The 25,867-nt window shown below is 63.8% G+C and carries 26 protein-coding genes and 1 other RNA gene; 13 read left to right on the top strand and 14 right to left on the bottom strand.

The genetic code is table 11. The annotated features are described in order from the left end of the window. Positions 1–23 precede the first annotated feature (23 nt). The 6 genes from NZK81_RS13250 to NZK81_RS13225 form a co-directional block, all read right to left on the bottom strand. Entirely contained in the window at positions 24–944 is a 921-nt protein-coding gene (locus NZK81_RS13250) for a TIGR03619 family F420-dependent LLM class oxidoreductase (protein ID WP_260046586.1), read from the bottom strand. Positions 945–1,108: 164 nt separating this feature from the next. After that, complete coding sequence (locus NZK81_RS13245; protein WP_260046584.1) at positions 1,109–2,332, bottom strand: CaiB/BaiF CoA transferase family protein; 1,224 nt, start codon at positions 2,330–2,332, stop codon at positions 1,109–1,111. Continuing rightward, the gene (locus tag NZK81_RS13240; RefSeq protein ID WP_260046583.1) at positions 2,319–3,485 is read right to left on the bottom strand and encodes a CaiB/BaiF CoA transferase family protein; all 1,167 of its coding nucleotides are present in this window, start codon (positions 3,483–3,485) and stop codon (positions 2,319–2,321) included. Before NZK81_RS13240 ends, NZK81_RS13245 begins: the two co-directional genes overlap by 14 nt. Then, a complete protein-coding gene (locus NZK81_RS13235) occupies positions 3,482–4,237 on the bottom strand; it encodes an SDR family NAD(P)-dependent oxidoreductase (RefSeq protein WP_260046582.1) in 756 nt (251 codons plus the stop codon). Before NZK81_RS13235 ends, NZK81_RS13240 begins: the two co-directional genes overlap by 4 nt. Then, complete coding sequence (locus tag NZK81_RS13230; protein ID WP_260046581.1) at positions 4,234–5,661, bottom strand: aromatic ring-hydroxylating oxygenase subunit alpha; 1,428 nt, start codon at positions 5,659–5,661, stop codon at positions 4,234–4,236. Before NZK81_RS13230 ends, NZK81_RS13235 begins: the two co-directional genes overlap by 4 nt. 13 nt (positions 5,662–5,674) lie before the next feature. Further along, positions 5,675–6,961 (bottom strand): metal-dependent hydrolase family protein, encoded by a 1,287-nt coding sequence (locus tag NZK81_RS13225; RefSeq protein ID WP_260046580.1) that lies wholly within the window; start codon positions 6,959–6,961, stop codon positions 5,675–5,677. A gap of 273 nt (positions 6,962–7,234) precedes the next feature. Here NZK81_RS13225 and NZK81_RS13220 point away from each other — a divergent pair, with 273 nt between their 5' ends. The 4 genes from NZK81_RS13220 to NZK81_RS13205 all read left to right on the top strand — a co-directional run bounded on the left by NZK81_RS13220 (position 7,235) and on the right by NZK81_RS13205 (position 12,367). Next, complete coding sequence (locus NZK81_RS13220) at positions 7,235–7,570, top strand: 2Fe-2S iron-sulfur cluster-binding protein (protein WP_260046579.1); 336 nt, start codon at positions 7,235–7,237, stop codon at positions 7,568–7,570. A gap of 167 nt (positions 7,571–7,737) precedes the next feature. Continuing rightward, positions 7,738–9,063, top strand: coding sequence for a cytochrome P450 (locus tag NZK81_RS13215; RefSeq protein ID WP_260046578.1), 1,326 nt, complete (start codon positions 7,738–7,740; stop codon positions 9,061–9,063). A gap of 22 nt (positions 9,064–9,085) precedes the next feature. Next, positions 9,086–9,931, top strand: coding sequence for an SDR family NAD(P)-dependent oxidoreductase (locus tag NZK81_RS13210; protein ID WP_260046560.1), 846 nt, complete (start codon positions 9,086–9,088; stop codon positions 9,929–9,931). 84 nt (positions 9,932–10,015) lie between these two features. Further along, on the top strand, positions 10,016–12,367 hold the full coding sequence (locus NZK81_RS13205) for a TonB-dependent receptor (RefSeq protein ID WP_260046559.1): 2,352 nt from the start codon (positions 10,016–10,018) through the stop codon (positions 12,365–12,367). Here the strand turns inward: NZK81_RS13205 and NZK81_RS13200 are convergent. The 3 genes from NZK81_RS13200 to NZK81_RS13190 form a co-directional block, all read right to left on the bottom strand. After that, entirely contained in the window at positions 12,357–13,145 is a 789-nt protein-coding gene (locus tag NZK81_RS13200) for an alpha/beta fold hydrolase (RefSeq protein WP_260046558.1), read from the bottom strand. The two genes, NZK81_RS13205 and NZK81_RS13200, sit on opposite strands and share 11 nt — an antisense overlap. A 62-nt stretch (positions 13,146–13,207) precedes the next feature. Next, positions 13,208–13,975 (bottom strand): SDR family NAD(P)-dependent oxidoreductase, encoded by a 768-nt coding sequence (locus tag NZK81_RS13195; RefSeq protein ID WP_260046557.1) that lies wholly within the window; start codon positions 13,973–13,975, stop codon positions 13,208–13,210. Between the two features lie 93 nt (positions 13,976–14,068). Continuing rightward, positions 14,069–14,560 carry a flavin reductase family protein gene (locus NZK81_RS13190; protein WP_260046556.1) on the bottom strand — a complete coding sequence of 164 codons (492 nt, stop codon included), beginning with the start codon at positions 14,558–14,560 and terminating at the stop codon, positions 14,069–14,071. Positions 14,561–14,975: 415 nt separating this feature from the next. On the opposite strand from NZK81_RS13190, the gene NZK81_RS13185 reads away from it, so the two are divergent. The 7 genes from NZK81_RS13185 (at position 14,976) to NZK81_RS13155 (ending at position 21,407) form a co-directional block, all read left to right on the top strand. Next, on the top strand, positions 14,976–16,400 hold the full coding sequence (locus tag NZK81_RS13185; protein WP_260046555.1) for an aldehyde dehydrogenase family protein: 1,425 nt from the start codon (positions 14,976–14,978) through the stop codon (positions 16,398–16,400). Between the two features lie 70 nt (positions 16,401–16,470). Continuing rightward, positions 16,471–16,947, top strand: coding sequence for a hypothetical protein (locus NZK81_RS13180; protein ID WP_260046554.1), 477 nt, complete (start codon positions 16,471–16,473; stop codon positions 16,945–16,947). A gap of 30 nt (positions 16,948–16,977) precedes the next feature. Further along, complete coding sequence (locus tag NZK81_RS13175; RefSeq protein WP_260046553.1) at positions 16,978–18,120, top strand: acyl-CoA dehydrogenase family protein; 1,143 nt, start codon at positions 16,978–16,980, stop codon at positions 18,118–18,120. Then, entirely contained in the window at positions 18,120–19,163 is a 1,044-nt protein-coding gene (locus NZK81_RS13170) for an enoyl-CoA hydratase/isomerase family protein (RefSeq protein ID WP_260046552.1), read from the top strand. Before NZK81_RS13175 ends, NZK81_RS13170 begins: the two co-directional genes overlap by 1 nt. Continuing rightward, positions 19,160–19,942 (top strand): enoyl-CoA hydratase-related protein, encoded by a 783-nt coding sequence (locus NZK81_RS13165; protein WP_260046551.1) that lies wholly within the window; start codon positions 19,160–19,162, stop codon positions 19,940–19,942. Before NZK81_RS13170 ends, NZK81_RS13165 begins: the two co-directional genes overlap by 4 nt. Before the next feature lie 98 nt (positions 19,943–20,040). After that, positions 20,041–20,913 (top strand): 3-hydroxyisobutyrate dehydrogenase, encoded by an 873-nt coding sequence (mmsB, locus tag NZK81_RS13160; RefSeq protein WP_260046550.1) that lies wholly within the window; start codon positions 20,041–20,043, stop codon positions 20,911–20,913. Continuing rightward, positions 20,910–21,407, top strand: a complete 498-nt coding sequence (locus tag NZK81_RS13155) for a GNAT family N-acetyltransferase (protein ID WP_311202094.1) — start codon at positions 20,910–20,912, stop codon at positions 21,405–21,407. Before mmsB ends, NZK81_RS13155 begins: the two co-directional genes overlap by 4 nt. 191 nt (positions 21,408–21,598) lie before the next feature. Here the strand turns inward: NZK81_RS13155 and NZK81_RS13145 are convergent, their stop codons facing one another. Genes NZK81_RS13145 through NZK81_RS13130 form a run of 4 tightly spaced genes read right to left on the bottom strand, consistent with a single transcriptional unit; the run spans position 21,599 to position 24,293 of the window. After that, a complete protein-coding gene (locus NZK81_RS13145) occupies positions 21,599–22,162 on the bottom strand; it encodes an NUDIX hydrolase (protein ID WP_260046547.1) in 564 nt (187 codons plus the stop codon). Further along, positions 22,159–22,842: a TPM domain-containing protein gene (locus NZK81_RS13140; RefSeq protein ID WP_260046546.1), complete on the bottom strand. Its 684-nt coding sequence runs from the start codon at positions 22,840–22,842 to the stop codon at positions 22,159–22,161. The genes NZK81_RS13145 and NZK81_RS13140 overlap by 4 nt, the downstream gene beginning before the upstream one ends. 13 nt (positions 22,843–22,855) lie before the next feature. Next, complete coding sequence (locus tag NZK81_RS13135; protein ID WP_419181680.1) at positions 22,856–23,665, bottom strand: TPM domain-containing protein; 810 nt, start codon at positions 23,663–23,665, stop codon at positions 22,856–22,858. Between the two features lie 7 nt (positions 23,666–23,672). Next, a complete protein-coding gene (locus tag NZK81_RS13130; protein ID WP_260046544.1) occupies positions 23,673–24,293 on the bottom strand; it encodes a LemA family protein in 621 nt (206 codons plus the stop codon). Between the two features lie 145 nt (positions 24,294–24,438). Here NZK81_RS13130 and mscL point away from each other — a divergent pair, with 145 nt between their 5' ends. Together mscL and ssrA are read left to right on the top strand one after the other, a co-directional pair. Next, positions 24,439–24,882 carry a large conductance mechanosensitive channel protein MscL gene (gene mscL / locus NZK81_RS13125; protein ID WP_260046543.1) on the top strand — a complete coding sequence of 148 codons (444 nt, stop codon included), beginning with the start codon at positions 24,439–24,441 and terminating at the stop codon, positions 24,880–24,882. Positions 24,883–24,917: 35 nt separating this feature from the next. After that, positions 24,918–25,276: a transfer-messenger RNA gene (gene ssrA, locus NZK81_RS13120) on the top strand. 135 nt (positions 25,277–25,411) lie between these two features. Here the strand turns inward: ssrA and NZK81_RS13115 are convergent. Next, positions 25,412–25,687, bottom strand: a complete 276-nt coding sequence (locus NZK81_RS13115; protein ID WP_260046542.1) for a hypothetical protein — start codon at positions 25,685–25,687, stop codon at positions 25,412–25,414. Between the last annotated feature and the right edge of the window lie 180 nt (positions 25,688–25,867).

Raw genomic sequence — 25,867 nt, 5'->3', positions numbered from 1 at the left:
TTCTCTCCCTTGTGTTTTTTCCCCTATTTCACCGCGGGCATGATCTCCTCGGCGATCCACTGGGTGTAGTCGTAGTATTCGTCGATGGCCTTCAGCTCGGGGATCGGCACCGAACTCCAGGTGACGCCAAGATCCTTGAGCTGGCCCAGCCGGTCGATGATCTCCTGCTTCGACTGGCCGGCGCGGGCATCGGGATCGTCGACGACCTTGTGGCCCTTGCCGACGCGCCCGGTCGACATGCCGTAGTACACGTCGGCCAACTGGCCTTTGTAGTCGGGCTGGGACTTGATGAAGTCGATCTTCGCCGGAATGTCCTCGGGCTTGGTCAGGAACGGCCACCAGCCCTGCGCGTAGCGGGCAATGCGTTTCAGCACTGGCGCCGCGTCGCCGCCGAACCAGATGGGGATATGCGGCTTCTGCACCGGCTTGGGTTCGAAGGCGACGTCCTTGAACGAGACGTACTTGCCTTCGAATTCGGGCTCGTCCTTGGTCCACAGTTCGATGATGGCCTGAATGTACTCTTCGGCCATGGCGCCGCGTTCGTGGAAGGGCACGCCGAGCAGGGCGAATTCCTCCTCCAGCCAGCCTACCGCGAACGTGATCGTCACACGGCCGGACGAGAGCCAGTCGATCGTCGAGAGCGCCTTGGCCGTGACGATCGGGTTCTGCGCGGGCAGGATCGCGATGCATGAACTGACGCGGATGTTCTCCGTAGCGCCCGCCATATAGGCCATCGCCGTATAGGCATTGAAATAGTGTGCGCCGGATAGCTCGACATGCTTGCGCGGGATGATGTGGTGCTCGGGAATGGCGATCATTTCGTAGCCGAGCTTTTCGGCCCATTTCGCCAGTCTGGTCTGGTCCGCACCCGTCACCGCCGCTTCCCATGGCTGGGTCATGGCCTTGAGTTCAACCATGTGCGGCATCGCGAAGCCTAGCTTCATGCTTTTCTCCCTTATCCTCCCCCTTGGGGGAGGGGGACCACCCGCAGGGTGGTGGAGGGGCACAGGCCGCGATGCGCACCCTCTCGGCGGAATGCAAACCGCCCGTGCCCCTCCACCATGCTGCGCATGGTTCCCCTCCCCGTATCGGGGAGGATCTCTCTGTCTCAATCGATCACCTTGCGCGCCATCAGATCGTCCATTTCGTCTTCCTGCAAGCCCAGCAGCTCGCGATAGACATAGGCATTGTGCTCTCCGAGGAGGGGGGCGCCGCGTTCGATCTGCGCCGGATCGGGGCTCATGCGCCACGAGGGACCGATGATCGGGCGCGTGCCGGCCTTGTGGTCGGAGACCATGCGATAGGCCTCTCGCGCCCACAGGAAACCGTCGGTGCAAAGGTCGATCGAACTCATCGACTTGAAGGCCGGAACCCCCGCATTCCTGAGCTTTTCGGAAAGCGCTACGGCATCGTGCGGCCGGGTGAGCGCGCCCAGTTCTGCATCGAGCGCATGGCGGTTGGCCAGCCGGTCGGCCAGCGTGGCGAAGCGTGGATCGGCGGCGAGGGCAGGGGCCTCCAGCACCTTGCACAGCGCCAGCCATTCCTCCTCGTTCGCCACCGCGATACTTGTCCAGTCGGTGCCCTGGCAGGGATAGGCGCCGTGGGGGCACATCTCGGGATGGAAGTTGCCGTCGGATTCGGGCATCTCGCCCGTCACCGACCACGCGAACAGGCTGTCGCCGACAAGGCTGGTCATCGTCTCGACCGCCGAAAGGTCGATGAACTGGCCTTCGCCGGTCGTCTCGCGGTGATGCAGCGCCGCGACGCAGGCGAGCGCGGCGCAGGCCCCGACAGTGGAATCGCCGTAACGGATGTTCATGCCCTTGGGCGTCTCGCCTTCATGGCCGACCAGCGCGGTCAGGCCGGAGAGCGCGGCGAAGCAGGGGGCATAGCCGGTCTGATAGCCGAGCGGCCCGTCGGTGCCCCACATCTTGATCGAGCACTGGATGAGGTCCGGCTTGATTGATTTCAGGCTCTCGTAGTCGAGGCCGGACCGCTCCATCGCGCCGGGGCGGATGTTGTCGATCAGGATGTCGGCCTCACCGATCATCCGCTTGACCAGATCGAGCCCCTCGGCGGTCTTCATGTTGACCTGGACCGAGAGGATCTCCTGATTGATCGAGAGGAAATAGGGCGCGGAATTGATGTCCACCCCGCCATAGGCGCGCATCTCGTCGAGATTGCTCATCGACTCGATCTTGATGACCTCGGCGCCCAGGTGGGCGAGCATCTTGCCGGCATAGGGGCCGGCCCAGACCTTGGTCAGCTCGACGACGCGAACGCCCTTGAGCGGGCCGCCCCGGTCGATGAATTGAAGATCAGGATGCGGCATCGAGGGTCTCCTCCTGATCGGCACCCAGTGCCGGGGCGGGCGTGCGCACCTGCACCGGGGTTGCGCTCATGCGGTAGCAGGCGCCGGGATAGGCAACCTTGCCGAAGACGGGATGCTCGGCGTTCTGGAAGAATTCGCGGTGGATGAACTGCTCGTGGCGGGGGAGGTCGGCCGCGGTGTTGACCGGGACCATGGCCACGCCCGCTTTCTGCGCGGCTTCGGTGATCGGCAGTTTTTCCTGCCGCGCGATCCAGCCGGTGAAGTTCTCACGGAACCTGGCGACATTGGGCGAGGTGCAGTCGAACTCCAGCCAGTCCTCACGGAAATCTCCGGTCCAGTCGGGATCGCCCATCAGTTCGCACAGCGCCTTCCAGTGCTGGCGCGTGGTCATGAACAGGAAGACGTGGCCGTCCGCACAGGCGAACGAGGTGCCCGGACCGCCCATGTCGTAGGCGGTGCGCTCGGCGCTGGGATCGACATCGCCGGCCAGCATGCGGTCGAGCACGCAGTCGATGCGGTTGAGTTGCACTTCCACCTCGGAAATATCGACGAACTGGCCTTGCCCGGTGCGGCGCAGGCGCAGCATCGAGGCCATCGTGCACAGCGCCGCGTCGATCCCGGCTTCGTAGTCCGAAAGAAAGCGCCCGGAGCCTTTCAGTGGCGGCTTGTCGGGCGGTGTCTCGCTGGGGCTGTGATAGGCCCAGCCGCCCGCGTTGATGACGTTGATCGGGCGGCAGATCTGCATGTCCGCGGGCGCGCCCTGACCGAAGGGCGTGACGACGGTGTGCACGAGCGCAGGGTGCGCCTTGGCCACGGCGGTCTGCGACAGGCCGTGGCTTTCGCACCAGGCCTCGGCGTGGTCGTCGAGCAGCGCATGGGCGCGCGCCAGCAGCCGGTCGAGCATGGCCCGGTCTTCCGGCTCGCCGAGATCGAGCACGACCGATTTCTTGTTGGTGTTGAGATAGGCGAACAGCGCGCTCTCGCCGTTGCAGAACGGCCCCATGGCGCGCGTGGGCGCGCCGCCGGGGCGCTCCACCTTGATGACTTGCGCGCCAAGGTCGGCAAGCAGCTTTCCGGCATATTCTCCGCTTGCCCGTTCGGCGGTTTCGATGACGACAAGGCCGGCAAGGGCCGCAGGTGTTTGGGGTGTCACAGGGATTGTCCGTCGTCGATGGTGAATGTCGAGCCCGTCACTTGGCGCGAGGCGTCGGAGAGCAGGTAGAGCAGCATGGCGTCCAGCGAATCCGCGTCAAGCAGGCGGCCCCGGTACAGGGATTCTATCTCGGCGCGGCCGCGCGCGCTGGCGAACCACTCGGCGTTGATTTCGGTGGGGATCCAGCCGGGCTGCAGGGTGTTCACGTTGATGCCCTGCCGGATCCATTCGCGCGCGAACTGGCGGCCGAGATGGGCGAGCCCCGCCTTGGTCGCGGCGTAGAGGGCATCGCCGGTGCCGTTCTGCTGTGCTGTGATCGAGCCGATCAGCACGATCCGCCCGTCGCCGCGTTCACGGCTGCCCGAGGCGATCAGTCGCCGTGCGCCCTCGCGGGAAACGAGGTAGCTGCCCAGCAGGTTGGTATCGAGAACGGCGCGCAGGCCATCCACCGGCACATCGGTGGCGCGACCGCCGGTGCCGATACCGGCATTGGCGACCACGCCGTGCACCGTTCCGAAGCGTGCCTCCGCGGCGTCGAAGGCAGCAGCGACAGAGGCTTCGTCAGTGACGTCGAGCTGAACCGCGAGCGCGGCCTCGCCGATCTCTTCGGCAAGGGCCTGTGTTCGATCCAGACGCCGCGCGCCCAGCACCACACGTCCGCCCGCTGCTGCGATGGCCCGGGAAAAACCGGCGCCGATGCCCGAGGAGGCGCCGGCGACCAGTATTGTTCTGCCGTGAAGCGGGAAGGTCACTTGCGCTGCAGTGCCTTCCAGTTCGGGATCTTCGGTTCCATCGCCATGTACTTGTCGACGGCCTTCTCGAAGTGGCGGATGCGGATTTCCTGATAGTCACCCAGCGTCAGGCCCGGCTTGGCCGAAGCCTCCACGCCTTCCTGCTGCAGGAACAGGTTGTCGGTATCCTGATCGAGAATGCCGCCAAAGCCCGGGTCCATGCCCTCGGCCTCGCAGAACGACTGCTCGGCGGTGAGGTGCACCGGCTCGGCCGTCTCGACATAGCTGCCGTCCTTGGGCTTGGGCCGCAGGAACAGAACTTCATAGAGGCTTTCGCGGTGGTTCTTCGGGTTCGGACGGAAACGATAGACCATCGGCAGTGAAATGCCCGGGAACAGGAAGGTGTTCGGGAAGATCGTGTAGCTGAAGCAGTCGAGGATTTCCGAATCCGAGACATTCGAAAGGTCGGTGTTGGTTGCCTGTTCGAACATGCCGCGGAACATGTCGGCCATCATCTGGCGCGCGGTGGCGCCTTGGGGCACTTGCGGCTTGTCGGTGACGATCGAGCTGTCGCCCACGGTGAACATGTCGAGCACGTCCTGCTCGGTGTACTTGCCGGCATGTTCGGGGCTGACGACGCCCAGCGTCGAGATGAAGCGGTTCACGTGCTCACCGTAGGTGTCGTATTGCGAGTTGACGTCCGCGTTGGTCGGGGAGACCTGCGGGTGCGTGTCGGGCACGTGATAGGCCTCCATGAAGGCCTCGATGTTGAGCTTCCAGTTCGACGGGATTGGCTTGGTCACGTGGCAGGTGATGTAGCGGTCTTCCAGCTTCCACGCCCTGATGTGTTCCAGCGCCTTGGGGCCGAGGTATTCCTCGAGCGTGGGGGCATCCGGGTCCATGTTGATCCACACGAAACCGCCCAGCGTCTGCACGCGTGCCTCGGGCAGCGAGTATTCCTTGGGATCGGCATGCGGAAAGTCCCAGGGGCACAGCATCGACTTGTTGGTGCCGTCGATGTTCCAGCTCCAGCCGTGGAAGCTGCACTTGAACTCGGTGGCGGCGCCTTCGGTACCCGATGCGCGCAGCTTGGTGCCGCGGTGGAGGCAGGCGTTGAAGTAGGCGCGGATCTCGCCCTTAGCCACGCGGGTGACGATGAACGAGTAGGGGCCGATGTCGTAGACGTAGTAGTCGCCGACTTCGGGGATGTGCTCCTCACGGCAGGCGAACTGCCAGGTGCGCGTCCACAGGCGCTTGAATTCCTCCTGCATGTATTTGGCGGAGGTGTAGCGCGTGGTGTCGATGTCCTCGCTGCCGAGGTATTCGTAGGACTCGCTGGCGACCCATTCGGGTGCCTTCTTCTTGTCGCGGGCTATAATGTCCTGGGTGCTGACGTCGGGGTGGCGGGCCTCTCCGTGCTGCAGCTTTCCGGTCTGGACGTTCATGGCACTGTGCTCCTTATTCCGCGGCTTCCAGCGCGGGTGTCTTCTGGTTCGCGGCGAGGGCGGGGCTTATCTTCTGGATGGCGCCGTCCTTCATCACGAGCGCGACCTTTTCGGGGCCGGAAAGGACGGAAATGTCGGCCAGCGGATCGCCGTCGACCAGGATCAGGTCGGCCAGCTTGCCGGCTTCGAGCGTTCCAAGTTCGCCGTTGTACCCCATGGCAAGGCCGCCGTTGCGGGTGGCGCAGATCAGCGCTTCGGCCGGGCTGTAGCCGTAGAGGTCGACGAAGGACTTGAGATCGCGGCCCTGCGTGCCCTGCGGGCTCCAGCAGAAGCCGTAATCGCCGCCGATCAGGTGGCGTACGCCGCGCTTGCGCAGCTCGGTATGCGTCCGAATCGAATTCTCGAGCAGTTCGGGGATGTTCATGTAGCCGCCGACTTCGGGTGATAGGCCGAATGCGCCGGCTTCTCCGGCCATGATCTGGGCGAAGAGGCCGACCGTCGGCACGACGAAGATGCGGTCCTTCGCCTCTTCCATCATGTCGAGCAGTTCCTCGTCCGAATATTCGGTGTGGAACAGGCCGTCGACGCCGGCGCGCACGCAGTACTTGGAGCCTTCGATCGAGCGGGTGTGCGCATTGATCTTGCGGCCATAGGCATGCGCGGTTTCGGCCGCGACGCGGATTTCGTCGAAGGTCATCGGCGTCGTATGGCCCGGCGTGTTCGGGTAGAACGGGTCGCCCGAGACATCGAGCTTGATGTTGTCGATGCCCTCGCGGCAATGCGTGCGCACGGCCTTGCGCATTTCCTCCACGCCGTCGACGATGGTCGAAGGGCCGATGCGCGGATTGTGCGCGGTGCTCTCATCGCCCATCGCGCCGGTCACGCTGATTTCCAGGCCGCCCGCGCGGATGCGGGGCCCCGGCAGGCGGCTCGCGTTGACTTCCTCGCGCACGGCGACGGCCAACTTGAGCTTGGCTTCGGAAGCGCCATAGGCACTGGTGAAGCCGGCCTCCAGCAGCGCCTTGGCGCCGCGCGCGGCAGTAAAGACCTGCGTTTCGGGGCTCGGCGTGATCAGGTCCTCGGTCGCGCCCACGTTCTCGAACGAGAGGTGGGCGTGGCCTTCGGTCATGCCGGGCATGCAGAACATGCCGCTGGCATCGATCACTTCGTCGGCACCTTGCGCACTTGCCCCGGCGCCCACCGAAACGATGCGGTTGCCCTCGACCACGAGGTCGCCCTTGAAGGCGTCCGCGCCGGTGGCCGTAAATATCGTGGCGTTCTGGATCAGGGTCCGGCCCACGTTTCCTCTCCTCTTGCCCGGCCGGCCGCAGGCGCGGCAATTGCCGATTTCAGGAACGGCAAGTTAGTTTGAGGGGCTGTCGCGGCAAATGACTGGCCGTGCAGAACCGGTTTCCCCTGACGGCGCGTGCGCCCTTGCGGTTCCCCGCCAGTCAAGTTCCGCCACGTGGGAGGCTCTTTGCAAAGCACCTTGCCCTAAGGCATGGGGAATGGCGAAACCGCATTCGCCGCAGCGAAATGCCGGTGCCGCAATATCGAGAGGAAATCGCAAGCAATGGGCAACCTGAAAGTCACCATGACCGACGTGAACGGCGTGACGCGAACCTTCGATGATGTCGAGGAGGGCGTCAGCCTGATGGAGCTGGGCAAGCAGCACGGCGTCGAGGGAATCATGGGCGATTGCGGTGGCGGCTGCGCCTGCGCGACGTGCCATGTCTATGTCGCCCAGGACTGGTTCGAGAAAGTGGGCGAGCCGGACGACATCGAGTTCGCGATGCTCGACATGGTTGCCGACGTCATGAAGGACAATTCGCGTCTCGGCTGCCAGATCAAGATGTCGCCCGAACTGGACGGGATCGAAGTCACGGTGGCGCCCGCTTCATCCTGCTAATCGGCCCTGCGGCTTTCACGCACCTTTGCAGATGGGGGCAAGCGCGGCTTCGAAGGCGGGCATGGCCCCGTGCCGGTGCGGCGTCCATAGAAGGGGGCAGGATATTCGATGTTGCGTCGGCCGCATGAACGGTGCGCAACGCCAGAGCAGGATGACAGGACGGCACCATGGCTACGCAGACCTCCGAGGATCGTATTTCCGAACGGCTTGAGCTGACTCCCGAGGAGGCGCGGCTGCTCAAGGAAGGGACGCTTACCGACCGGGAAATCCAGGCCCGTCCGCGCGATTTCTACCGCGCCATGCGCCATGGTGATCCGATCCACTTCGACGAGAAGCTGGGCTCGTGGCTGGTGACCCGGCACGAAGACATCTCCGCCATCCAGTCGGACCCGGTCACCTTCTCGGTCAAGCACGGCTATTCCGAACAGCAGGCGCGCGGCATGCGCGAGGAGTTCGAGGCCTATCTGCGCGAGCATGGCGGCGGCTACTTCCCCGACGCGATCATGTCGGACCCGCCCTATCACACGCGCATCCGCAAGCTGATGGAAAACGCCTTCACCGCGCACCGCGTGAAGGAGCTGGAGCCGCGCATCACCGCCGTGGTGCATGAAGTCATCGCGGATGCCATCGCGAAGGGCGGGGACACGTGCGACGCGGTTCGCGACATCGCGATTCCCGTCACCATTCGCGTGATCGTCGAGCAGCTCGGTCTCGATCACGGCATGGAGGACAAGATCTCCCGCTGGTCGGTCGCGGTGACCGCACAGATTGGCGCGATGCAGAGCCGTGAGACCATGCTGGAAAACGCGGCACAGATCGCCGAGCTTCAGAACTACCTCATCGCCAAGATGAAGGAAAAGGAAGCCCATCCGACCGAGGACATGATTTCCGACCTCGTCCACGCGGAAGTGACCAACGAGGATGGAACCAAGGAGAAGCTGACGTTCGAGGAAGCCGTCTCGCTGTGCCGTGCGGTGCTGATTGCCGGCAACGATACGACCGCGACCGCGATCGGCAACCTGTTCTATGTCCTCACCACCAAGCCGGGAATGGCAGAGCTGCTCGAAAGCGTGGTCGACGATGATCGCCAGCTCAACCGCTTCATCGAGGAGCATCTGCGCAACGAACCGCCGGTGCGCGCGCTTTCGCGCATGACCACGCGCGAAGTGACAGTGAACGGCACGACGATCCCGGCCCATGCGCATATGTTGCTGGTCTATGGCTCGGGCAACGATGACGAGACCGTGTTCCCGGAACCACGCAAGTTCGACATCGAGCGCAAGAATCTCGGTCGTCACGTCGCGTTCGGCGGCGGTCCGCACCGCTGCATCGGCCTTGCGCTCGCCCGCATGGAAGTGAAGGTCGCCGCGCGCGAGATCGTGAAGCAGATGAAGAACATCAAGCTGGCGATCCCGGAAAGCGAGATCACCTACACCCCGACGGTGGCCACGCGGACTATCGAATCGCTGCCGATCACTTTCGAAACGCGCTGAGCCGGGCGAGGGGGAAGCAGACGTGGCACAGGAACTGGTCGGCAAGGTCGCCATCATCACCGGCGGCGCCAGCGGCATCGGCAAGGCAACGGTGGAACTCTTCGCGGCCGAGGGTGCGAAAGTGGTCATCGCCGACATTCAGGATGAAGCCGGCGGAGCGCTGGCCGCCAGCCTTGGCGATGCAGCGGTGTACAAGCACACCGACGTCGGCAGCGAAGCGGACATGCAGGCCGTCGTCGATCTGGCGGTGGAGCATTTCGACGGGCTCGACGTGCTGTTCAACAACGCGGGCATGTCCTGCGGCGCCTACCCCAGCTTCCTCGACGACAAGCTCGACGATTTCGATCGCGTCATGCGGGTCAACGTGCTGGGCCCCATGCTTGGCACGCGCAATGCCGCGCGGGTGATGAAGGCGAGCGGGAAGGGCGGGGTCATCCTCAACAACTCCTCGATCGCGGGCATGCTCGCGGGCATGGCGATGATGACCTACCGTGCTTCCAAGGCGGCGCTGATCCAGTTCAGCAAGTCTTCGGCCATCGATCTGGCGCAGTACGGCATTCGCGTGAACTGCATCGTTCCCGGCCATGTCCGCACCGATCTCTCCTCGTTCAGGGAGAAGGGCGCCGACAGCGGCCTGGCAGCACGGATCGAGGAGGGCGTGAACGCCGTCTACCTGTCGAACCAGCTCATCAAGCGGCGCGGCGAGCCTGAGGACGTCGCCAATGTCGCGCTGTTCCTGGCCAGCGACAAGTCCCGCCACATGACCGGCGCGGTGCTCCCGGTCGAGGGCGGCGTGACGGTCGGCGATCCGGTGAACCATCTGCGCGACATCATGGATGCGCGCGCGGCGGCGATGGCGGCACCGTAGAAATTCCAGACCCCGGATCACGGGGCCGGTTGCAAGACCAATGAAGGCGCGTCGCAAGAACACGCCGAAACAGGAGGGAAGACCATGAGGAAACTGATCGTATCAGTGCTCGCGGCAGGTACGTGCCTGTCGGGCGTGGGCATCGCCCATGCGCAGGAAGCAAGCAGGGAGGGCGTGTCCAGCGGCGAAATCATCGTCACTGCCCGCCGCCGCGACGAAACGCTTTCGACGGTTCCGTCCGCGATCACAGCTCTTAGCAACGACGACCTGATCCAGCGCGGCGTACACACCGATTCCGACCTGCAAACGGTCGCGCCGGGCCTGACGATCCGCCAGACGCAGGGCAACAACTCGCTAACCTACTCGATCCGCGGGCAGACGGCGGATACCTTCTCCGGCTCGCCTTCGGCGGTGATCGCTTATCTCAACGAAGTGCCGCTGACGATCAACGGCGCATCCTCGTTCTACGATCTTGAAAACGTGCAGGTCCTGAAGGGACCGCAGGGCACGCTGTTCGGTCGCAACGCCACAGGCGGCGCGGTGCTCTACAATTCGGCCAAGCCGGTCAACGACCTCAAGGCCACCTTGCGCGGCCGCGTCGGCAACTATGCCATGCACGAAGTCGAGGGCATGCTGAACGTGCCGCTGGTGGACGATACCGTGATGCTGCGCGCCGCCTTCGATACGGTGCGCAAGGACGGCTATATCCGCAACCTGCTGAACAACGAGCGGTTGGGCAACATCAAGCGCGACAGTGGCCGCGTGACGCTGACGATCAAGCCTGCCGACGGCATCACCAACACTACCATGGCGCAGTACACCAAGACCGGTGGTACCAACACGGGCGCATCCTACACCTACAGCGTCTATTCCTGCGGTGACACCAACAACGGCTTCGCGCTCACCTGCAGCGCCGGCCTGCTGTTCGGTCCGGGGCTCGATGCAGCCTTCGGCGTGGACGGCCTGTGGGATGCCTATCTGGCCGCGCATCCGGATGCCTATGCGCCGGGCCTGATCGACTACGTCAACGAACAGCGCCGCATCGGGCCTTACAAGACCCGCCATCCGGGCGGGGCGAGCCATCACGGCAAGGACTGGTTCGTGACCAACACGACCGAGGTCGACCTTGGCGGGGGGGCGACGCTGCGCAACATCTTCGGCTATTCGAACTCGAAGACGCGTTCCGAACAGCCGCAGCTTGGCGCGCCCTTCGTCACCATCCTCACCGCCAATGCCGAGGCCGACCAGTACGGCAACCAGCTCAAGGTTCGCTCGGTTTCCGAGGAACTGCAGGTTCTCGGCGACGCGCTGGACGGCAAGCTGGAATATATCGTCGGCTACTACATGCAGCGCCAGCGCAGCGACACGCTCTGGCCGCAGACCTATTTCGACGTCTCGCCGGTGCTCGCGCCGAGCTATGTCACCAACAACTTCCGTATCCGCAACAAGACGGACGCGCTCTATGGCCAACTGTCCTACGAGGTCATGCCCGATCTCAAGCTGACCGGCGGCCTGCGCTACACCTGGGAGCGCGTGTCGATCGAGCAGCTTCCGCTGGCGACCTACACGTTCGGCGCGCCCGATCAAAAAAAGACCTTCTCCGATCCGTCGTGGGAAGTCGGTCTTGAATACAAGGTCACGCCCGACTGGTTTGCCTATCTCAAGACGCGCGGCAGCTTCCGCTCCGGCGGCTTCAACGGCGCGGCGCCGCCGGTCAGTGCCACGGCGACGGGCGGCGGTAACCTGTTCGATTCCGAGCATACGCAGGACATCGAAGGCGGCGTGAAGTATTCGGGCGATGTCTTCGGGCGTCCGGCCAATTTCGCCGGTGCCGTGTTCGTGCAGTGGATCCAGGACGTCCAGCGCGTCGAGTTCCCCGATCCCGATGGTCCGGGCGGCCTCGCCTCGATCGCGGTGACCGCCAATGTGCCGTCGAGCCGCATCTGGGGCTTCGAGGCGCAGGGCAATGTGCGGCCTGCCCAGTGGCTCGAAGTGGGTGGCTCGATGGCCTACACCAATGCCAAGTTCACCGATGGCAACATCGAGCTGTTCGGCACGCCCTATTCCTACGGGCCTGTGGGCGACACACCGAAGTTCTCGGGAACCGCCTATGCGCAGGTGACGGTGCCGGTGGGCGAGAACATGGGCGACGTGTCGCTGCGCGGCGAGGTCTACGGCCAGTCGGCGCAGTACTTCTCGAACGCGGCGGCTTCTATCGCGCCGGGTACGCGCCTGCCGGGCTATGCGCTCGTCCATGCGCGCCTCGACTGGACCGACATTGCCGGTTCGAACTTCTCGGCGGCCCTGTTCGCCAAGAACCTGACCGACAAGGCCTATTTCGTGGGCGGCATGACGCTCGCCGCCGCGCTTGGCCACAATGCCGCGGCCGTGGGCGAGCCGCGTACCTACGGGCTGGAGCTGAGCTTCAAGTACTGAGGAAAGAGGCGATTTCCCCGGCGATCGTGCCGGGGATTTCGAGAATGAGCATATGGCCCGCATCGGCATGGTCGATGCGGGCCACGTTCTGTCCGGCGCCTTCGATCAGTTCCGCGATCAGGCGGAAGTCGGCCACGTCGAGCCCGCCGGTGAGCAGCAGCGTGGGCGTGGCAAGGTGGGTCAGGCGGTCGACATCGGGCAGTTCGCGGCGTTGGTCGTCCTGAACCCATTGCTGGCCATGAAAGGCTTCGATCGAGGCGCGAAGGAGCGGGGCGGCCTCGCTCTCGCGGGTCGATGCGAAGAAGGGGTGCTGCCACCAGATTTCGCGGGCGGTGTCCATGTCCCCCGCACGAGCGGCGCGGCCGACCTGCTTCCAGTGCGCGATCCATTCTTCAGACCATGACCAGCCGACCATGCCGGGGCTTACAAGCACCAGCTTGCGGATGCGCTCGGGATGGGTGAGGGCGAAATTGAGCGCCAGGGCGCCGCCCTGCGACATGCCGCAAAGATCGACCTGCGCGATCCCGAGGCGATCGAGCAATGCGAGAAGATCCTCGCCGTGCGAAAACGCGACGCCCGGCTCGCCAGTGGAATCGCCAAAGCCGCGCTGGTCATAGGTGATGAGCGGCAGGTTCTCGGGAAGCGCGGTGATGACGGGCTGCCAGTCGTGCCGGGAACCGCCGAAACCATGCGTCAGGACCAGCGGCAGGCCTGTCCCCTCGCGCCGTTCGCCGACGAGGGTGGCACTATCGAGCCGGATACGAAAAGGGGCGGTCATAACCGCCCCTTGGTAGCGCCGCCCACGCATGCTGCAAGGGCGGCGTATCGATTTGGCTGGTGTCAGGCAGAACCCATGTAGCGGCCGCCGTTCACGCTGATGGTCTGGCCGGTCATGTAGCCGGCTTCTTCCGAGGCGAGGAAGGCGGCTGCGGCGGCGATGTCCTCGCCGGTGCCGATGCGGCCGACCGGAAGCGCCTTGCCATAGGCCTCGATCGCGCCGGGCTGCTGCATGATCTCGGCGCTGCGCAGCATCGGGGTGTCGATCGATCCGGGCGGGATCATGTTGGCCGTGATGCCATGTTCGCCCAGAGCCATGGCGAGACACTTGGTGAAGCCCAGCATGCCGCCCTTGGAGCTTGTGTAGTGCGTCTGCAGGGCCGAACCGGACTGGACCGAGGACGACGTGATGTTGATGATCCGACCCCACTTGGCCTCGATCATGTCGGGCACGCATTCCTGGGTGACGAAGAACGGCCCCATCAGGTTGACCCGCAGAACGCGCTCCAGCAGTTCCTCGGTGATGTCCAGGAACGGCGTGAACGGCGCGATCCCGGCGTTGTTGACGAGGATGGCGATCTTGCCGAGTTCGGCGCGGGTCCGGTCGGCGGCAGCCTTGATGGCGGTCTTGTCGGAGCAGTCGGCTTCGATGGCGATGGCCGTGCCGCCGGCATCGCGCACCATTTGCGCGGTTTCCTCTGCGCCCGCGCCGTTGATGTCCCAGATGGCAATCCTGGCGTCGTCTTCGGCAAGGCGCAGGGCCATCGAGCGGCCCATGCCCGAACCGGCACCGGTGATAACCGCTACGCGGCCGTTGAGGGAACGTGTCATGTGGAAGCTCTCTCCCGAAGTGAATGCGTCAGCTGTTGAACACCTGAACAGCATCCACCGAGGGGAAGTCAAGCCGCCTCGGCGATCATGCGGTCACATGCATTCGGCGAAGCCGCCGTAGCGCCCGCGATGGAACAGCATCGGATCGTCTTCGCGCACGGTTTCCATGCGCAGAACTTCGCCGAGCACGAACCAGTGGTCGCCCGCTTCGGTGACCGAATAGAGGCGGCATTCGATGCAGGCGATCGAATTGGCGATGATCGGCAGGTTATGGTCCGAAACGACGTATTCCACGCCGACGAACTTTTCGTCTCCCTTGGCGGAAACCGCGCGGCACACCTGCTGCTGGTCGCTGCCCATCACGTTGACGCAGAAATGCCCGGTCTTCTCGATCTGCGGCCAGGAGGTGGAAGACTTGTCGGGAAAGAAGCCGACCAGCGGCGGATCGAGCGAAACCGACGTGAACGTGCCGACAACCATGCCCGCCGGCTTTTCCCCGTCGAGAGCGGTGATCACGCAGACCCCGGTGGGATAGCTTCCGAGCACCTTGCGGAAAGCGGCCGGATCGATGGTTGTTTCACTCACGTGCAATGGTCTCCCTTTGACAGTGCCTTACGGTACGACGGCGAATATCAGTTTCGTTCCGAATAGCTCAATGTTCGCCATGGTGAAACATTTGCAGCATATCGGAACACTTACGCCATCGCGATATCGGCATGCTTCCTGCCTTCTTCGGGGTTACAGAGCAAGTACCCTCTATGGAATCCTGCCTTGCATTGTTATTCAAATCGAATGGCCGCGTCTCAACTGGAATTCGGTATCTGATTGCCGCTGCACTAAGTTTAATCGCGCGCTTAAATTGCTTGCCATCAAGTCTCCAAAAGTGCAGGGGACACAACGAATGGGATCGTCCACTGCATCGGTGTCGGGCGATCGGAAATCATGTGACCTGCGGCGGCCCGACAAGCCGGGGCGCGCAGAAAGCCAAGGGAAGAAGGACATGGCCACCGCTGAACTTACCGCTGAGAGCCCCGTTGCTGCCGAAGTCGCGGAACTGATCGCGCGTTCGCGGGCAGCGCAGCAGCAGATCGAGAATGCGACCCAGGAGCAGGTCGACACCTGGATCAAGGGCATGGTCTATGCCGTGTGCAAGCCCGGCATGGATGAAGAGATCGCCCGCGAGACCGTCGAGGAAACACAGCTCGGCAACTACGAGGGCAAGTTCAAGAAGATCTCGATCAAGACCCGCGCCACGCTGATGGACATCATTCACGACAAGTCGGTGGGCGTGATCGAGGAAGATCGCGAGCGCAACCTCGTCAAGATCGCCAAGCCGGTGGGCGTGATCGGCGCGCTGTCGCCCTCGACCAACCCCGAGGCGACCCCGGTCATCAAGGCGATCAGCGCCGTGAAGGGCCGCAACTCGGTCATCATCTGCCCGCACCCGCGCGCCAAGTTCGTCAATGCCAAGATCTGCAACCTGATGCGCGATGCGCTGGTGAAGATGGGCGCGCCGGCCGACCTCGTGATCCCGATCGAGCAGCCCTCGGTCGAGAAGACCAACGAAGTGATGAAGCAGTGCGACCGCGTTCTGGCCACCGGCGGCACGCCGATGGTGAAGGCGGCCTATTCCTCGGGCACTCCGGCGCTGGGCGTGGGCGTGGGCAATGCCGTCATCACCGTCGACGACACGGCCGACCTCGACGACGCGGCCGAGAAGATCCTGATCTCCAAGACGCTCGACTTCGCGGCCTCGTGCTCGTCGGACAATGCCGTGATCCTGCTCGATGCGATCTACGACAAGATGCTGGCCAAGCTTCAGGAGAAGGGTGGCTTCATCATCGAGGGTGAGAACAAGACCAGACTGCAGAACGCGATCTGGGAAGATGGCGAGCACATCAACGCCAAGGTCGTTGCCCAGTCGCCGCAGTTCATCGCCGACTATGCCGGCTTCGAGATTCCGAAGGACACCAACTTCTTCATCGTTCCCGAAGTCGGGACCGGCAAGGAGCATCCGTTCTCGGGCGAGAAGATGACCGTCACCATGGCGCTCTACCGCGCCAAGGACCTCGACGAGGCGATCGAGCTGACCAATGCGATCCAGGCCTATCAGGGCCAGGGCCACTCCTGCGGTATCTACTCGACCTCGGACGAGAACATCATGAAGCTGGCCATGCACACCAAGACCAGCCGCGTGATGGTGAACCAGCCGCAGTCGGCCTCGAACTCGGGCAATCTGTGGAACGGCATGCGCCAGACCTTCTCGCTGGGCTGCGGCTCGTGGGGCGGCAACGCCACCAACAACAACGTGACCTGGCGCGACCTCATCAACGAGACCTGGGTCTCCAAGCCGCTGCCCGAACACAAGGTGCTCCCCTCCGACGAGGACCTGTTCGGCAAGGACATCATCGATCTGGTCGGCTGATACTTTTGCGGCAACCGGATGGGCCTGGAAGCGTTCCGGGTTTCATCCGGACCTGCAAAGGAGAAGACCGATGAAGACCATCCCGCTGATAGCCCCTGCCGCGCTTGCCCCCGTCGCGCTAGCCCTCGCGCTTTCCGCCTGTTCGGGCGGGAGTCCCGCGCCGGAGGCCACGGCCAGCAGCGAGGCCGTGGCGCAGGCAGGTGGCGTGTCCGCGGAACAGGCTGCGGCGGACGACACTATTCCCGAAGCCCTGCGGGGGCGCTGGGGACTGGTTCCCGCCGATTGCACCAGCACGAAGGGCGATGCCAAGGGGCTGCTGACAGTGAGCGAGGATGCGCTCACATTCTACGAGTCCGCCGCGACGCTCGGGTTCATCAAGGCCCGCGACAAGGACATGATCACTGCGGCATTCGAATTTTCCGGCGAAGGTCAAAGCTGGGTGCTCGACGTCACGTTGTCGTCACCCGACGGCGGCAAGACGCTCGTTCGCGAGGACACCGGGCCGGAAGCCGCACCGAAACCGCTTACGTACACGAAGTGCCCATGAGAGGCCGAGATGACAGGAACAGGGGCTGAGATGACCGAACAGTTCGGGCTGACCGAAGATCAGATCGCGATTCAGGAAACCGCGCGGAAATTCACCGCCGACATGATCACGCCGTTCGCCGCGGAATGGGACGAGAAGTCGCATTATCCCGTCGACGTGTGGAAGGCCGCCGGCGAGCTGGGCTTCGGCGCGATCTACGTGTCCGAGGAAAACGGGGGCATCGGTCTCGGCCGGCTCGATGCGGCGCTGATCATGGAAGCCATGTCCTATGGCTGCCCGTCGACCAGCGCCTATATCTCGATCCACAACATGGTCGCCTGGATGATCGATACTTTTGCCGATCAGCAGCTCAAGGACCGCTATCTTCCCGATCTGTGCACGATGGAGAAGATCGGCTCCTACTGCCTGACCGAGCCGGGCTCGGGCTCGGACGCGGCGGCGCTCAAGACCAGCGCGAAGCTGGATGGCGATCACTATGTGCTGAATGGCACCAAGCAGTTCATCTCGGGCGGCGGCTACAACGATGTCTACGTCGTCATGGCCCGCACCGGGGAGCACAAGTCGCGCGGTGTTTCGGCCTTCGTGGTCGAGAAGGACACGCCGGGCCTCAGCTTCGGCGCGCCGGAAAAGAAGCTGGGCTGGAACAGCTCGCCCACCGCGCAGGTAATCTTTGAGGATGTGCGTGTGCCGGTCGAGAACCGCGTCGGCGCGGAAGGGGACGGCTTCAAGTTCGCCATGGCCGGGCTCGACGGTGGTCGTCTCAATATCGGGGCCTGTTCGTTGGGCGGGGCGCAGCGCTGTCTCGACGAGGCGATCCAGTACGTGAAGGACCGCAAGCAGTTCGACCAGCCTCTCGCCGAGTTCCAGAACACCCAGTTCCGTCTTGCCGAGATGGCGTCCGAGCTGGAGGCGGCGCGTGCGTTGCTCTACATCGCGGCTGACAAGGTCACCCACAAGACGCACGACAAGACGCGCTTCGCCGCCATGGCCAAGATGATGGCGAGCGATACCGGCTCCTCGGTGGTCGATCGCGCGCTGCAGATGTTCGGCGGCTACGGCTACCTCAAGGACTATCCGATCGAGCGCTTCTGGCGCGACCTGCGCGTCCATCGCATCCTCGAAGGCACCAACGAGGTGATGCGCATGATCATCGGCAGGGACTTGCTCAAGTAATGACCGATGAACTGCTGATCCGCCGCGAGGGTATCGCGGGCGTCATTTCGCTGAACCGCCCCAAGGCCATCCATGCCCTGACGCTGGGCATGTGCCAGGGCATGATCGAGATCCTCACCGAGTGGGCCGCCGATCCCGAAGTGAAAGTCGTGATCCTCGACCATTCGGAAGGACGCGGTTTCTGTTCGGGGGGCGACATCAACCTGTTGCGCCAGTCCGCACTGAACGATGGCGGCGTTTCCGGCCGCCAGTTCTTCTTCGAGGAATATCGGCTCAATAATCTGCTCTTCACCTATGGAAAGCCTATTGTCGCTTTCATGGATGGCATCACCATGGGCGGCGGCGTCGGCATTTCGCAGCCCGCCAGGTACCGCGTGGCGACTGAACACACGCGCTTTGCCATGCCGGAGACCGGTATCGGCCTTTTCCCGGACGTGGGCGGCGGCTGGTATCTCTCGCGGCTCGAGGGGCGCATGGGCCAGTTTCTCGCGCTCACCGGCGCGCGCCTGAAGGGCGAGGAATGCCTCTGGGCGGGCCTTGCCACGCACTACCTGCCGAGCGAGGCGCTCGAGGAAGCCAAGAATCGTATTGCTGCCGGGCACGAGATCGCCGGCGTGCTGAGCGCGCTGGCCGTCACGCCGCCCGAACCGGCGATTGCCGAGCATGAGCATGCGATCCGCAAGCATTTCGCCTTCGATACGCTGGAGGAAGTGCTGGCTTCGCTGGAGGCCGACGACAGCGGGTGGGCGATGAAGGAGCTGGCAACGCTCAGCACCAAGAGCCCGCAGGCCTGCAAGGTCTCGCTGCGCCAGCTTGCCGAATCCGAAAAGCTGGAAACCTTCGCCCAGAACATGGCGATGGAATACCGCATTGGCAGCCGCGTGCTCATCTTGCCCGACTTCGCCGAAGGCGTGAGGGCGGTGATCGTCGACAAGGACAATGAGCCGAAATGGAACCCCGCCACGCCTGAAGGCGTGACCGACGATATGCTGGACGCGATCTTCGCGCCGCTCCCCACCGAAGAGGAATGGAAGGCCCTATGAGCTACGAAACGATTCTGGTCGAACAGAAGGGTGCCGTCACCCTCATCACGCTCAACCGTCCGCAGGCGCTCAATGCCCTGAATACGCAAGTGCTGGCCGACATGATCGACGCGTTCGGCAAGTTCCAGGCGGACCCCTCGCAGCTCTGCGCGGTCGTCACGGGGGCGGGCGACAAGGCCTTCGCCGCCGGCGCCGACATCAAGGAGATGGCGGACAAGTCGGGGGCCGAGTTCTATTCGCAGGACTTCTTCTCGGGCTGGACCAACCAGCTCGTGAAGATGGTGCGCAAGCCCTGGATCGCGGCGGTCAATGGTTTCGCGCTGGGCGGCGGCTGTGAAGTGGCGATGATGTCCGACTTCATCATCGCTTCGGAAAAGGCGAAGTTCGGCCAGCCCGAAATCAAGCTCGGCGTGGCACCGGGCATGGGCGGCTCGCAACGCCTCACGCGCGCGGTCGGCAAGTCGAAGGCGATGGATATGTGCCTTACCGGCCGCATGATGGACGCCGCCGAGGCGGAGCGTGCGGGGCTCGTCAGCCGCGTGGTTCCGGCCGACCAGCTGATGGAAGAAGCCATGAAGGCGGCAGAGGCGATTGCCGCGATGCCGCCGCTCGCCGCGATGATGAACAAGGAGCTCGTCGACATGGCCTTCGAGACCACGCTCGACACCGGCCTCATCATGGAGCGCCGCATGTTCCAGGTGCTGACCGCCACCGAGGACAAGACCGAGGGCATGAAGGCCTTCGTCGAGAAGCGTCCGGGCGTCTGGAAGGGCCGCTGACGGCAATCGAACCGCAGCTGGCCTTTTGGCTGGCTGCCTGGTTCCGCAATGCGCCGTAGACGGACGGCTCGAACCGGAACGGCTCCTGGGAGAATGACATGAAGACGATCGCATTCATCGGCCTTGGCAACATGGGCGGCGGCATGGCCGCGAACCTCGTGACCGCCGGCTACAAGGTCCACGCCTTCGATCTGTCGGAAGATGCGCTGGCCAAGGCGAAGGAAAACGGCTGTCAGCCGTTCTCGACCGTTTCCGAAGCCGTTGCCGAAGCGGATGCCGTCGTTACCATGCTGCCCAACGGCAAGATCGTGAAGTCGGTCTATACCAGCGAAGTGATCGGCAAGGCTCCCGTGGGCGCGCTGTTCCTCGATTGCTCGACCATCGACGTCGCCACCGCGCGCGAGGTTGCCCAGCTTGCCGAGGATGCCGGTTATACCATGGTCGATGCCCCGGTTTCGGGCGGTATCGCGGCGGCCAGCGGCGGCTCGCTGACGTTCATGGTCGGGGGTACGTCCGAGGCCTTCTCCAAGGCGCAGTCGGTGCTGGAGCCGATGTCGAAGGCCGTGATCCACGCCGGGCAGATCGGCAGCGGCCAGGTTGCCAAGATGTGCAACAACATGCTGCTGGCGATCCACATGATCGGCACTTGCGAGGCGATGGCGCTGGCCAAGAGGGCCGGGCTGGCGCCGCAGAAGTTCTACGAGATCAGCTCGAAGTCGACCGGCTACAACTGGTCGCTCAACGACTACACCCCGGTTCCGGGCGTCGGCGCAACCAGCCCGGCGGACTACGACTACCAGGGCGGTTTCGCTTCGGCACTGATGCTCAAGGACCTGGGGCTGGCCATCGACGGCGCGCACGATGCCAGTGCGACGGTCCCGCTCGGCGAGCATGCGCTGGAGATCTACAAGGCCTTCGTCGAGGCCGGCAATGGCGGCAAGGACTTCGGCGCGATCTTCACGACGCTTTGAAGGCGCGCTGCAGAACGAATACCGGGCAGAAAGAATACCCGGTGGACATCAGGCAAGATGATCCTGCCGCGCCCCACGTTTCCGCGCTGCTGGCTTTTCATCTGGACGAGCTTCGCAGCGTGATGGGGGAGCATGCTTTCGCGCTGGATGCGAGCGGGCTTTCTTCCACGGATGTGACGTTCTGGACAGCCTGGCGGGATGAATACCTGGCGGGTTTTGCGGCCCTGAAGCATCTCGGCACCGGTACGGGTGAAGTCAAATCGATGCGTGCCGCCCCATCGGCGCGCGGTTCCGGCGTGGGCCGGGCCCTGATGGACCACGTCATCACCGAAGCACGACAGCGCGGTTATCGTGAACTCTATCTGGAAACCGGTACCGCGCCGCTGCACGAACCGGCGATCGAGCTTTATCGGCGATCGGGTTTCGTCAGTTGCGAGGCTTTTGCCGACTACCAGCCCAGCCTGCACAACCAGTTCATGGTGCTGGCTCTTTGAGTTTGCGCCGCCGTTCGATTTCGAAACGCGGCAGCCTCATCCCCTTGGTGCGGCTGGTGAGGTGATACTGCCGGCACAACGCGCAGCGATAGGGGCGCAGTGGGAAGGGGGCCCTGGCAGCCACCTCAAGCGCAGCTTCCTCGCTCGCATAGCGGGCCTTGCGCCGGCAGATGCCGGGGCGGGTGCGCACGTCAGCCCAACAGTTTCGCGGCCAGCAGCATGAGCATCTTGACGTCGATGGCGTAGCCCTGTTCGCGCCAGTCGGCGATTGCCTGATCGATGCCGGACAGCGGCACGCGGTGGACCACGATGTCCTCGCTGTCGACGCCGCCGCCTTCGCCCACTTTCACCAGATCGTGCGCGCGGAACAGCGTGAAGCTTTCCGAGACCATGCCGGGAGAGGAGAAGAACTCGCCGAGGTTCTCCATGTGCCCGGCGTGGTAGCCGGTCTCCTCTTCCAGTTCGCGTGCGGCAGCGATGCTGGGATCTTCGCCCACATGCTCGTCGTGGTCGCCGACGAGCCCGGCGGGCAGTTCGATGCAGTGCTTGCCGAGCGGCACGCGGTACTGGTCGACGAGGATCACGTGGTCCTCGTCATCGACCGCCAGGATCACCGCCGCGTGGATGCCCCGCGCGCGGCTGACGAATTCCCAGCGGCCCCGCTTCTTGGCCGTGATGAACCGGCCTTCCCACATGATTTCTTCCGGTTTGTCGCCATCGTAGTGTTCGGCCAGTTCGCGATCCATGTAAGTCATACTTCGATAAGCCTGTCTGGAAGTTCGTTCACGTCGTCGTCCGCACGCGGGAAGTGCGGGGCGATGATCGCGCCGACCTTGCCCACTGCGGCGCTCATGCCGTCGGCGATGCGCCCCTCACGGACATGGGCGAGCATCGCCGTCATGGCATCGCCCCAGACCTCGGGATCGACCTTGGTGGCAATGGCTTCGTCGGCGACGATTTCGGCGCGGTGCTCGCGCATCGAAAGGTAGATGAGCACGCCGGTGCGCCCGGTGGTGCGGCGTTCGGCGCCGATGCGGAAGGCGCGGATCGCGCGGTCGTGCACGCGCGCCGTCTTGACCGGCCCCGGTATCAGGAAGAAGTGCAGGGGCTGCCACATCTGCAGCAGGAACAGCGCCGCGAACGCGATGCTGCCCATGCCCAGCGCCAGCCCGAACAGGCCGCGCGGGGTCCATTCGTGGCCCCAGTCGGCGATCATCCGGTCGTAGAGCCCGACATAGAAATCGGGTACGATCGTGAGGGCTGCCAGCGCGAGAAAGGCAGCGAGCGCCGACCATGCCAGAATGACATCGGTATAGCCGTCCGATCGGTCGGCGAGGATCGTGACGATCTCGCCTGCGCTTTGCAATTCCGCTTCAGCGACCGCCGCGGTGATCTGCGCGTGGTCTTCGGCCGAAAGATAGGAGGGGGAGGGCACGTCTCGTTCTCCTCTACCAGCTGCCGCTTGCGCCGCCGCCGCCGAAGCTGCCGCCGCCGCCCGAGAAACCGCCGCCGCCGAAGCCGCCGCCTCCCCAGCCGCCACCGCCGCCCCAGTGGTCGTCGTTGCCGCCGAAGCCGCCCGGGATCCAGATGAAACCGCCGCCGCTACGCCGACGCCGTCCGCCGCTGCGCGCCTCGTTGATCATCGGCATGACCACGAAGAACAGGATGACGAGGATGAACACTACGGTGCCCAGCGAAATGCCGCCGCCGCTGCCCTGGCGCTGCTGATCGGCCTGCGCCGCGATCTTCTGCGCTTCTTCGGGTGGCAGGGTGATCTGCTTGATGATCGCATCGGTCCCGGCCGCGATGCCGCCGGGATAGTCGTCCTTCTTGAAATAGGGGATGATGACCTTGTTGATGATGAGGAAGCTCATGCCATCGGTCATTATCGGCTCGAGGCCATAGCCCACTTCGATGCGCACCTTGCGTTCCTTGGGGGCGACGAGCAGCAGGACGCCGTTGTCTTTGCCCTTTTGCCCGATCCCCCATTCGCGGCCGAGCTGGTAGCCGTAGTCGGAAATCTCGTAGCCCTGCAGGCTGGGGACCGTCACCACGACCATTTGCCGGGTGGACTGCTTTTCCAGCGCGGCAAGCTTCTGCGTCAGCTGCGCTTGCTCGGCCTTGGGGATGATCCCGGCCGCATCGACGACCTGTCCTGTCAGCTTGGGAAAGTCAGGCGCGGCCCACGCCGCCTGCGGCCCTGCAAGCAGGGCGCACAGGAGCAGCAGAAAGGGCGCGAACAGGGCCCGGAAACGAATCACCAGCTCACATCTTCCCTTCGAGGCTCGGCGCCACTTCGGCGCCCGGCGTCACGGCCTTGTAGGGCACCAGCGGATCGGCTCCGCGCAGGCGCGCGCCGATCATCGTCGGGAAGGTGCGCACTTCGGTGTTATAGTCCTGCACCGAGGCGTTGTAGTCGCGGATGGCGATGCGGATGCGGTTTTCCTGGCCTTCCAGCTGGCTCTGCAGCATTTGGTAATTGGTGATCGACTTGAGGTCCGGATAGGCCTCGAAGCTGGCCATCAGCCGGCCCAGGCCCTGCGAAAGCTGGCCCTGCGCGGCGGCGAACTGTTCCATCTTCGCCGGATCCTGCAGGTCGTCGCCGCTGATCTGGATCGAGGTTGCCTTGGCGCGCGCCTCGATCACGCCGGTCAGGATTTCCTTCTCCTGCTCGGCCGCACCCTTGGCGACGGCGGCGAGGTTGGGGACGAGGTTGGCGCGTTCCTGGAAGGCGGCTTCCACGTCAGCCCACTTGGCCTTTGCGGCCTCCTGCTTGGTGGGTACCGAGTTGAAACCGCAGGCGGTGAGGCTCATCGCCGCAAGCGTCACGATCGCAAAACGGCCTAGGCGCGAAATCAAACCGCGCTGCGTGTTCGAAGCTGACATTGCTTTACCTTACTCCTCACCTGCCGCGTCCAGCGGCTCCAGGGGACGAATGTAGCGGTGTACATCGATGGTTCAAGGACTTGCCCTTGCAATACCGGCTTGCGATGACGGTGATGTGGCGCGACTTCGTGTGCAGGAGGGCTGGATGTTTCAGGATTTCAAGAAATTTATCGCCAAGGGCAACGTCATGGACCTTGCTGTGGGCGTCATCATCGGCGCGGCATTCGGGGCGATCGTGAAGTCGCTGACCGACGAGGTGATCATGCCGCTGGTCGGTGCGATTTTCGGCGGCGCGGACTTCTCCAACCACTTCATCCTGCTCAGCGCGCCCGATGGCTATGACGGCGCGACGGACGATTACGCGGCGCTCAAGGAAGCGGGCGCGGCGATGATCGGATACGGGTCGTTCATCACCGCCATCATCAACTTCCTGATCCTGGCCTTCATCATTTTCCTGATGGTCCGCTACGTCAACCGGCTGATGGAAACCGTTGAGAAGAAGGAAGAAGAAGCCGCGCCCGCACCTGCCGGGCCGAGCGAGATCGACCTGCTCACCGAAATTCGCGACGAACTCAAGAAGCGTGGCTGATCCGCGAACGGGCTGCGCGGTTCTTCTCTGCGCGGTCACTTCACATTCACGTTCGATCGCCTATATGGGCACTGCCGGTTCGCCGGCTATGACGATAAATTGCAGCGTGCAATAGACGCAGCGGACCCGGGGGCGGTACCCGGCGGCTCCACCATCACCCGTCCCGAAAGGGGCAGCCCTGTTGTCGCAGGGGTGATGACGGGGCCGAACTAGGATCGACGTGTGTTGAAAAGCGGTGTTTTCGTCCGGGCTGAGTAACCCGTTAAAGGCTCAAAACTCATAAGTGCCAACGACAACGAAGCACTCGCTCTCGCCGCGTAATTCTAGGGGCTAACGCCCTGAAGTTACAAAGCTAAAGCGCGGTTGGACCCACCGGGCAACAGAAGCGGATTCCAGGGGCCCGGGGTGAGCCTGGCAACAGAATCACCCCACTCCAGGTCTTGAGGCCGGATTTGGTCTTGAGGCGGGGCCGCGTGCGGCGGTGGCCCCGATCGGATTTCCTTGATCGATGGTGTGCCGGGGTGAACGGTCAGGCGGCTTTGGGGTCGCTGTTCGTACCCGTTTCTGCGGTTTCGTCTTTCCGCTGCTTTTCGGCCTGTTCGTACTTTATGCAGTCGAGCACCTTGGCGCCGGCCATGAACACCGCGCCGGTGCAGGCGGCGAACAGCAGCTTGCCGCCGAAGCCTGGAAACTGCGTCAGGTAGACGCTGCCGCGTTCGGTAGCACCGAGCGCGAGGGCGTAGATGATCATGAACGCTTCCCAGCGCGTCTTGATCACGAACAGGCGACCGATTTTTCGAAACATGTCAATCCTCTTGTTAAGGACTTGTTTAGCAACGTCCGTGCCAATCGTGAGTTCCCGCCGACTCCGATGCTTAACGTTTGCAAGAGTGTAAGCTAACCCGACAAACGGCATAAGCCGCAAGCGCATTTCGATGTGATCGCGCTGTTGCCATTCGTGCACGCTTGCGTCATAGGGCGGGCA

The sequence above is a fragment of the Novosphingobium mangrovisedimenti genome (assembly GCF_025153475.1).
GTDB lineage: Bacteria > Pseudomonadota > Alphaproteobacteria > Sphingomonadales > Sphingomonadaceae > Novosphingobium > Novosphingobium mangrovi_A.
Note: the sequence above shows the minus strand (reverse complement) of the source record. Positions and strands in the feature narration are given on the sequence as shown.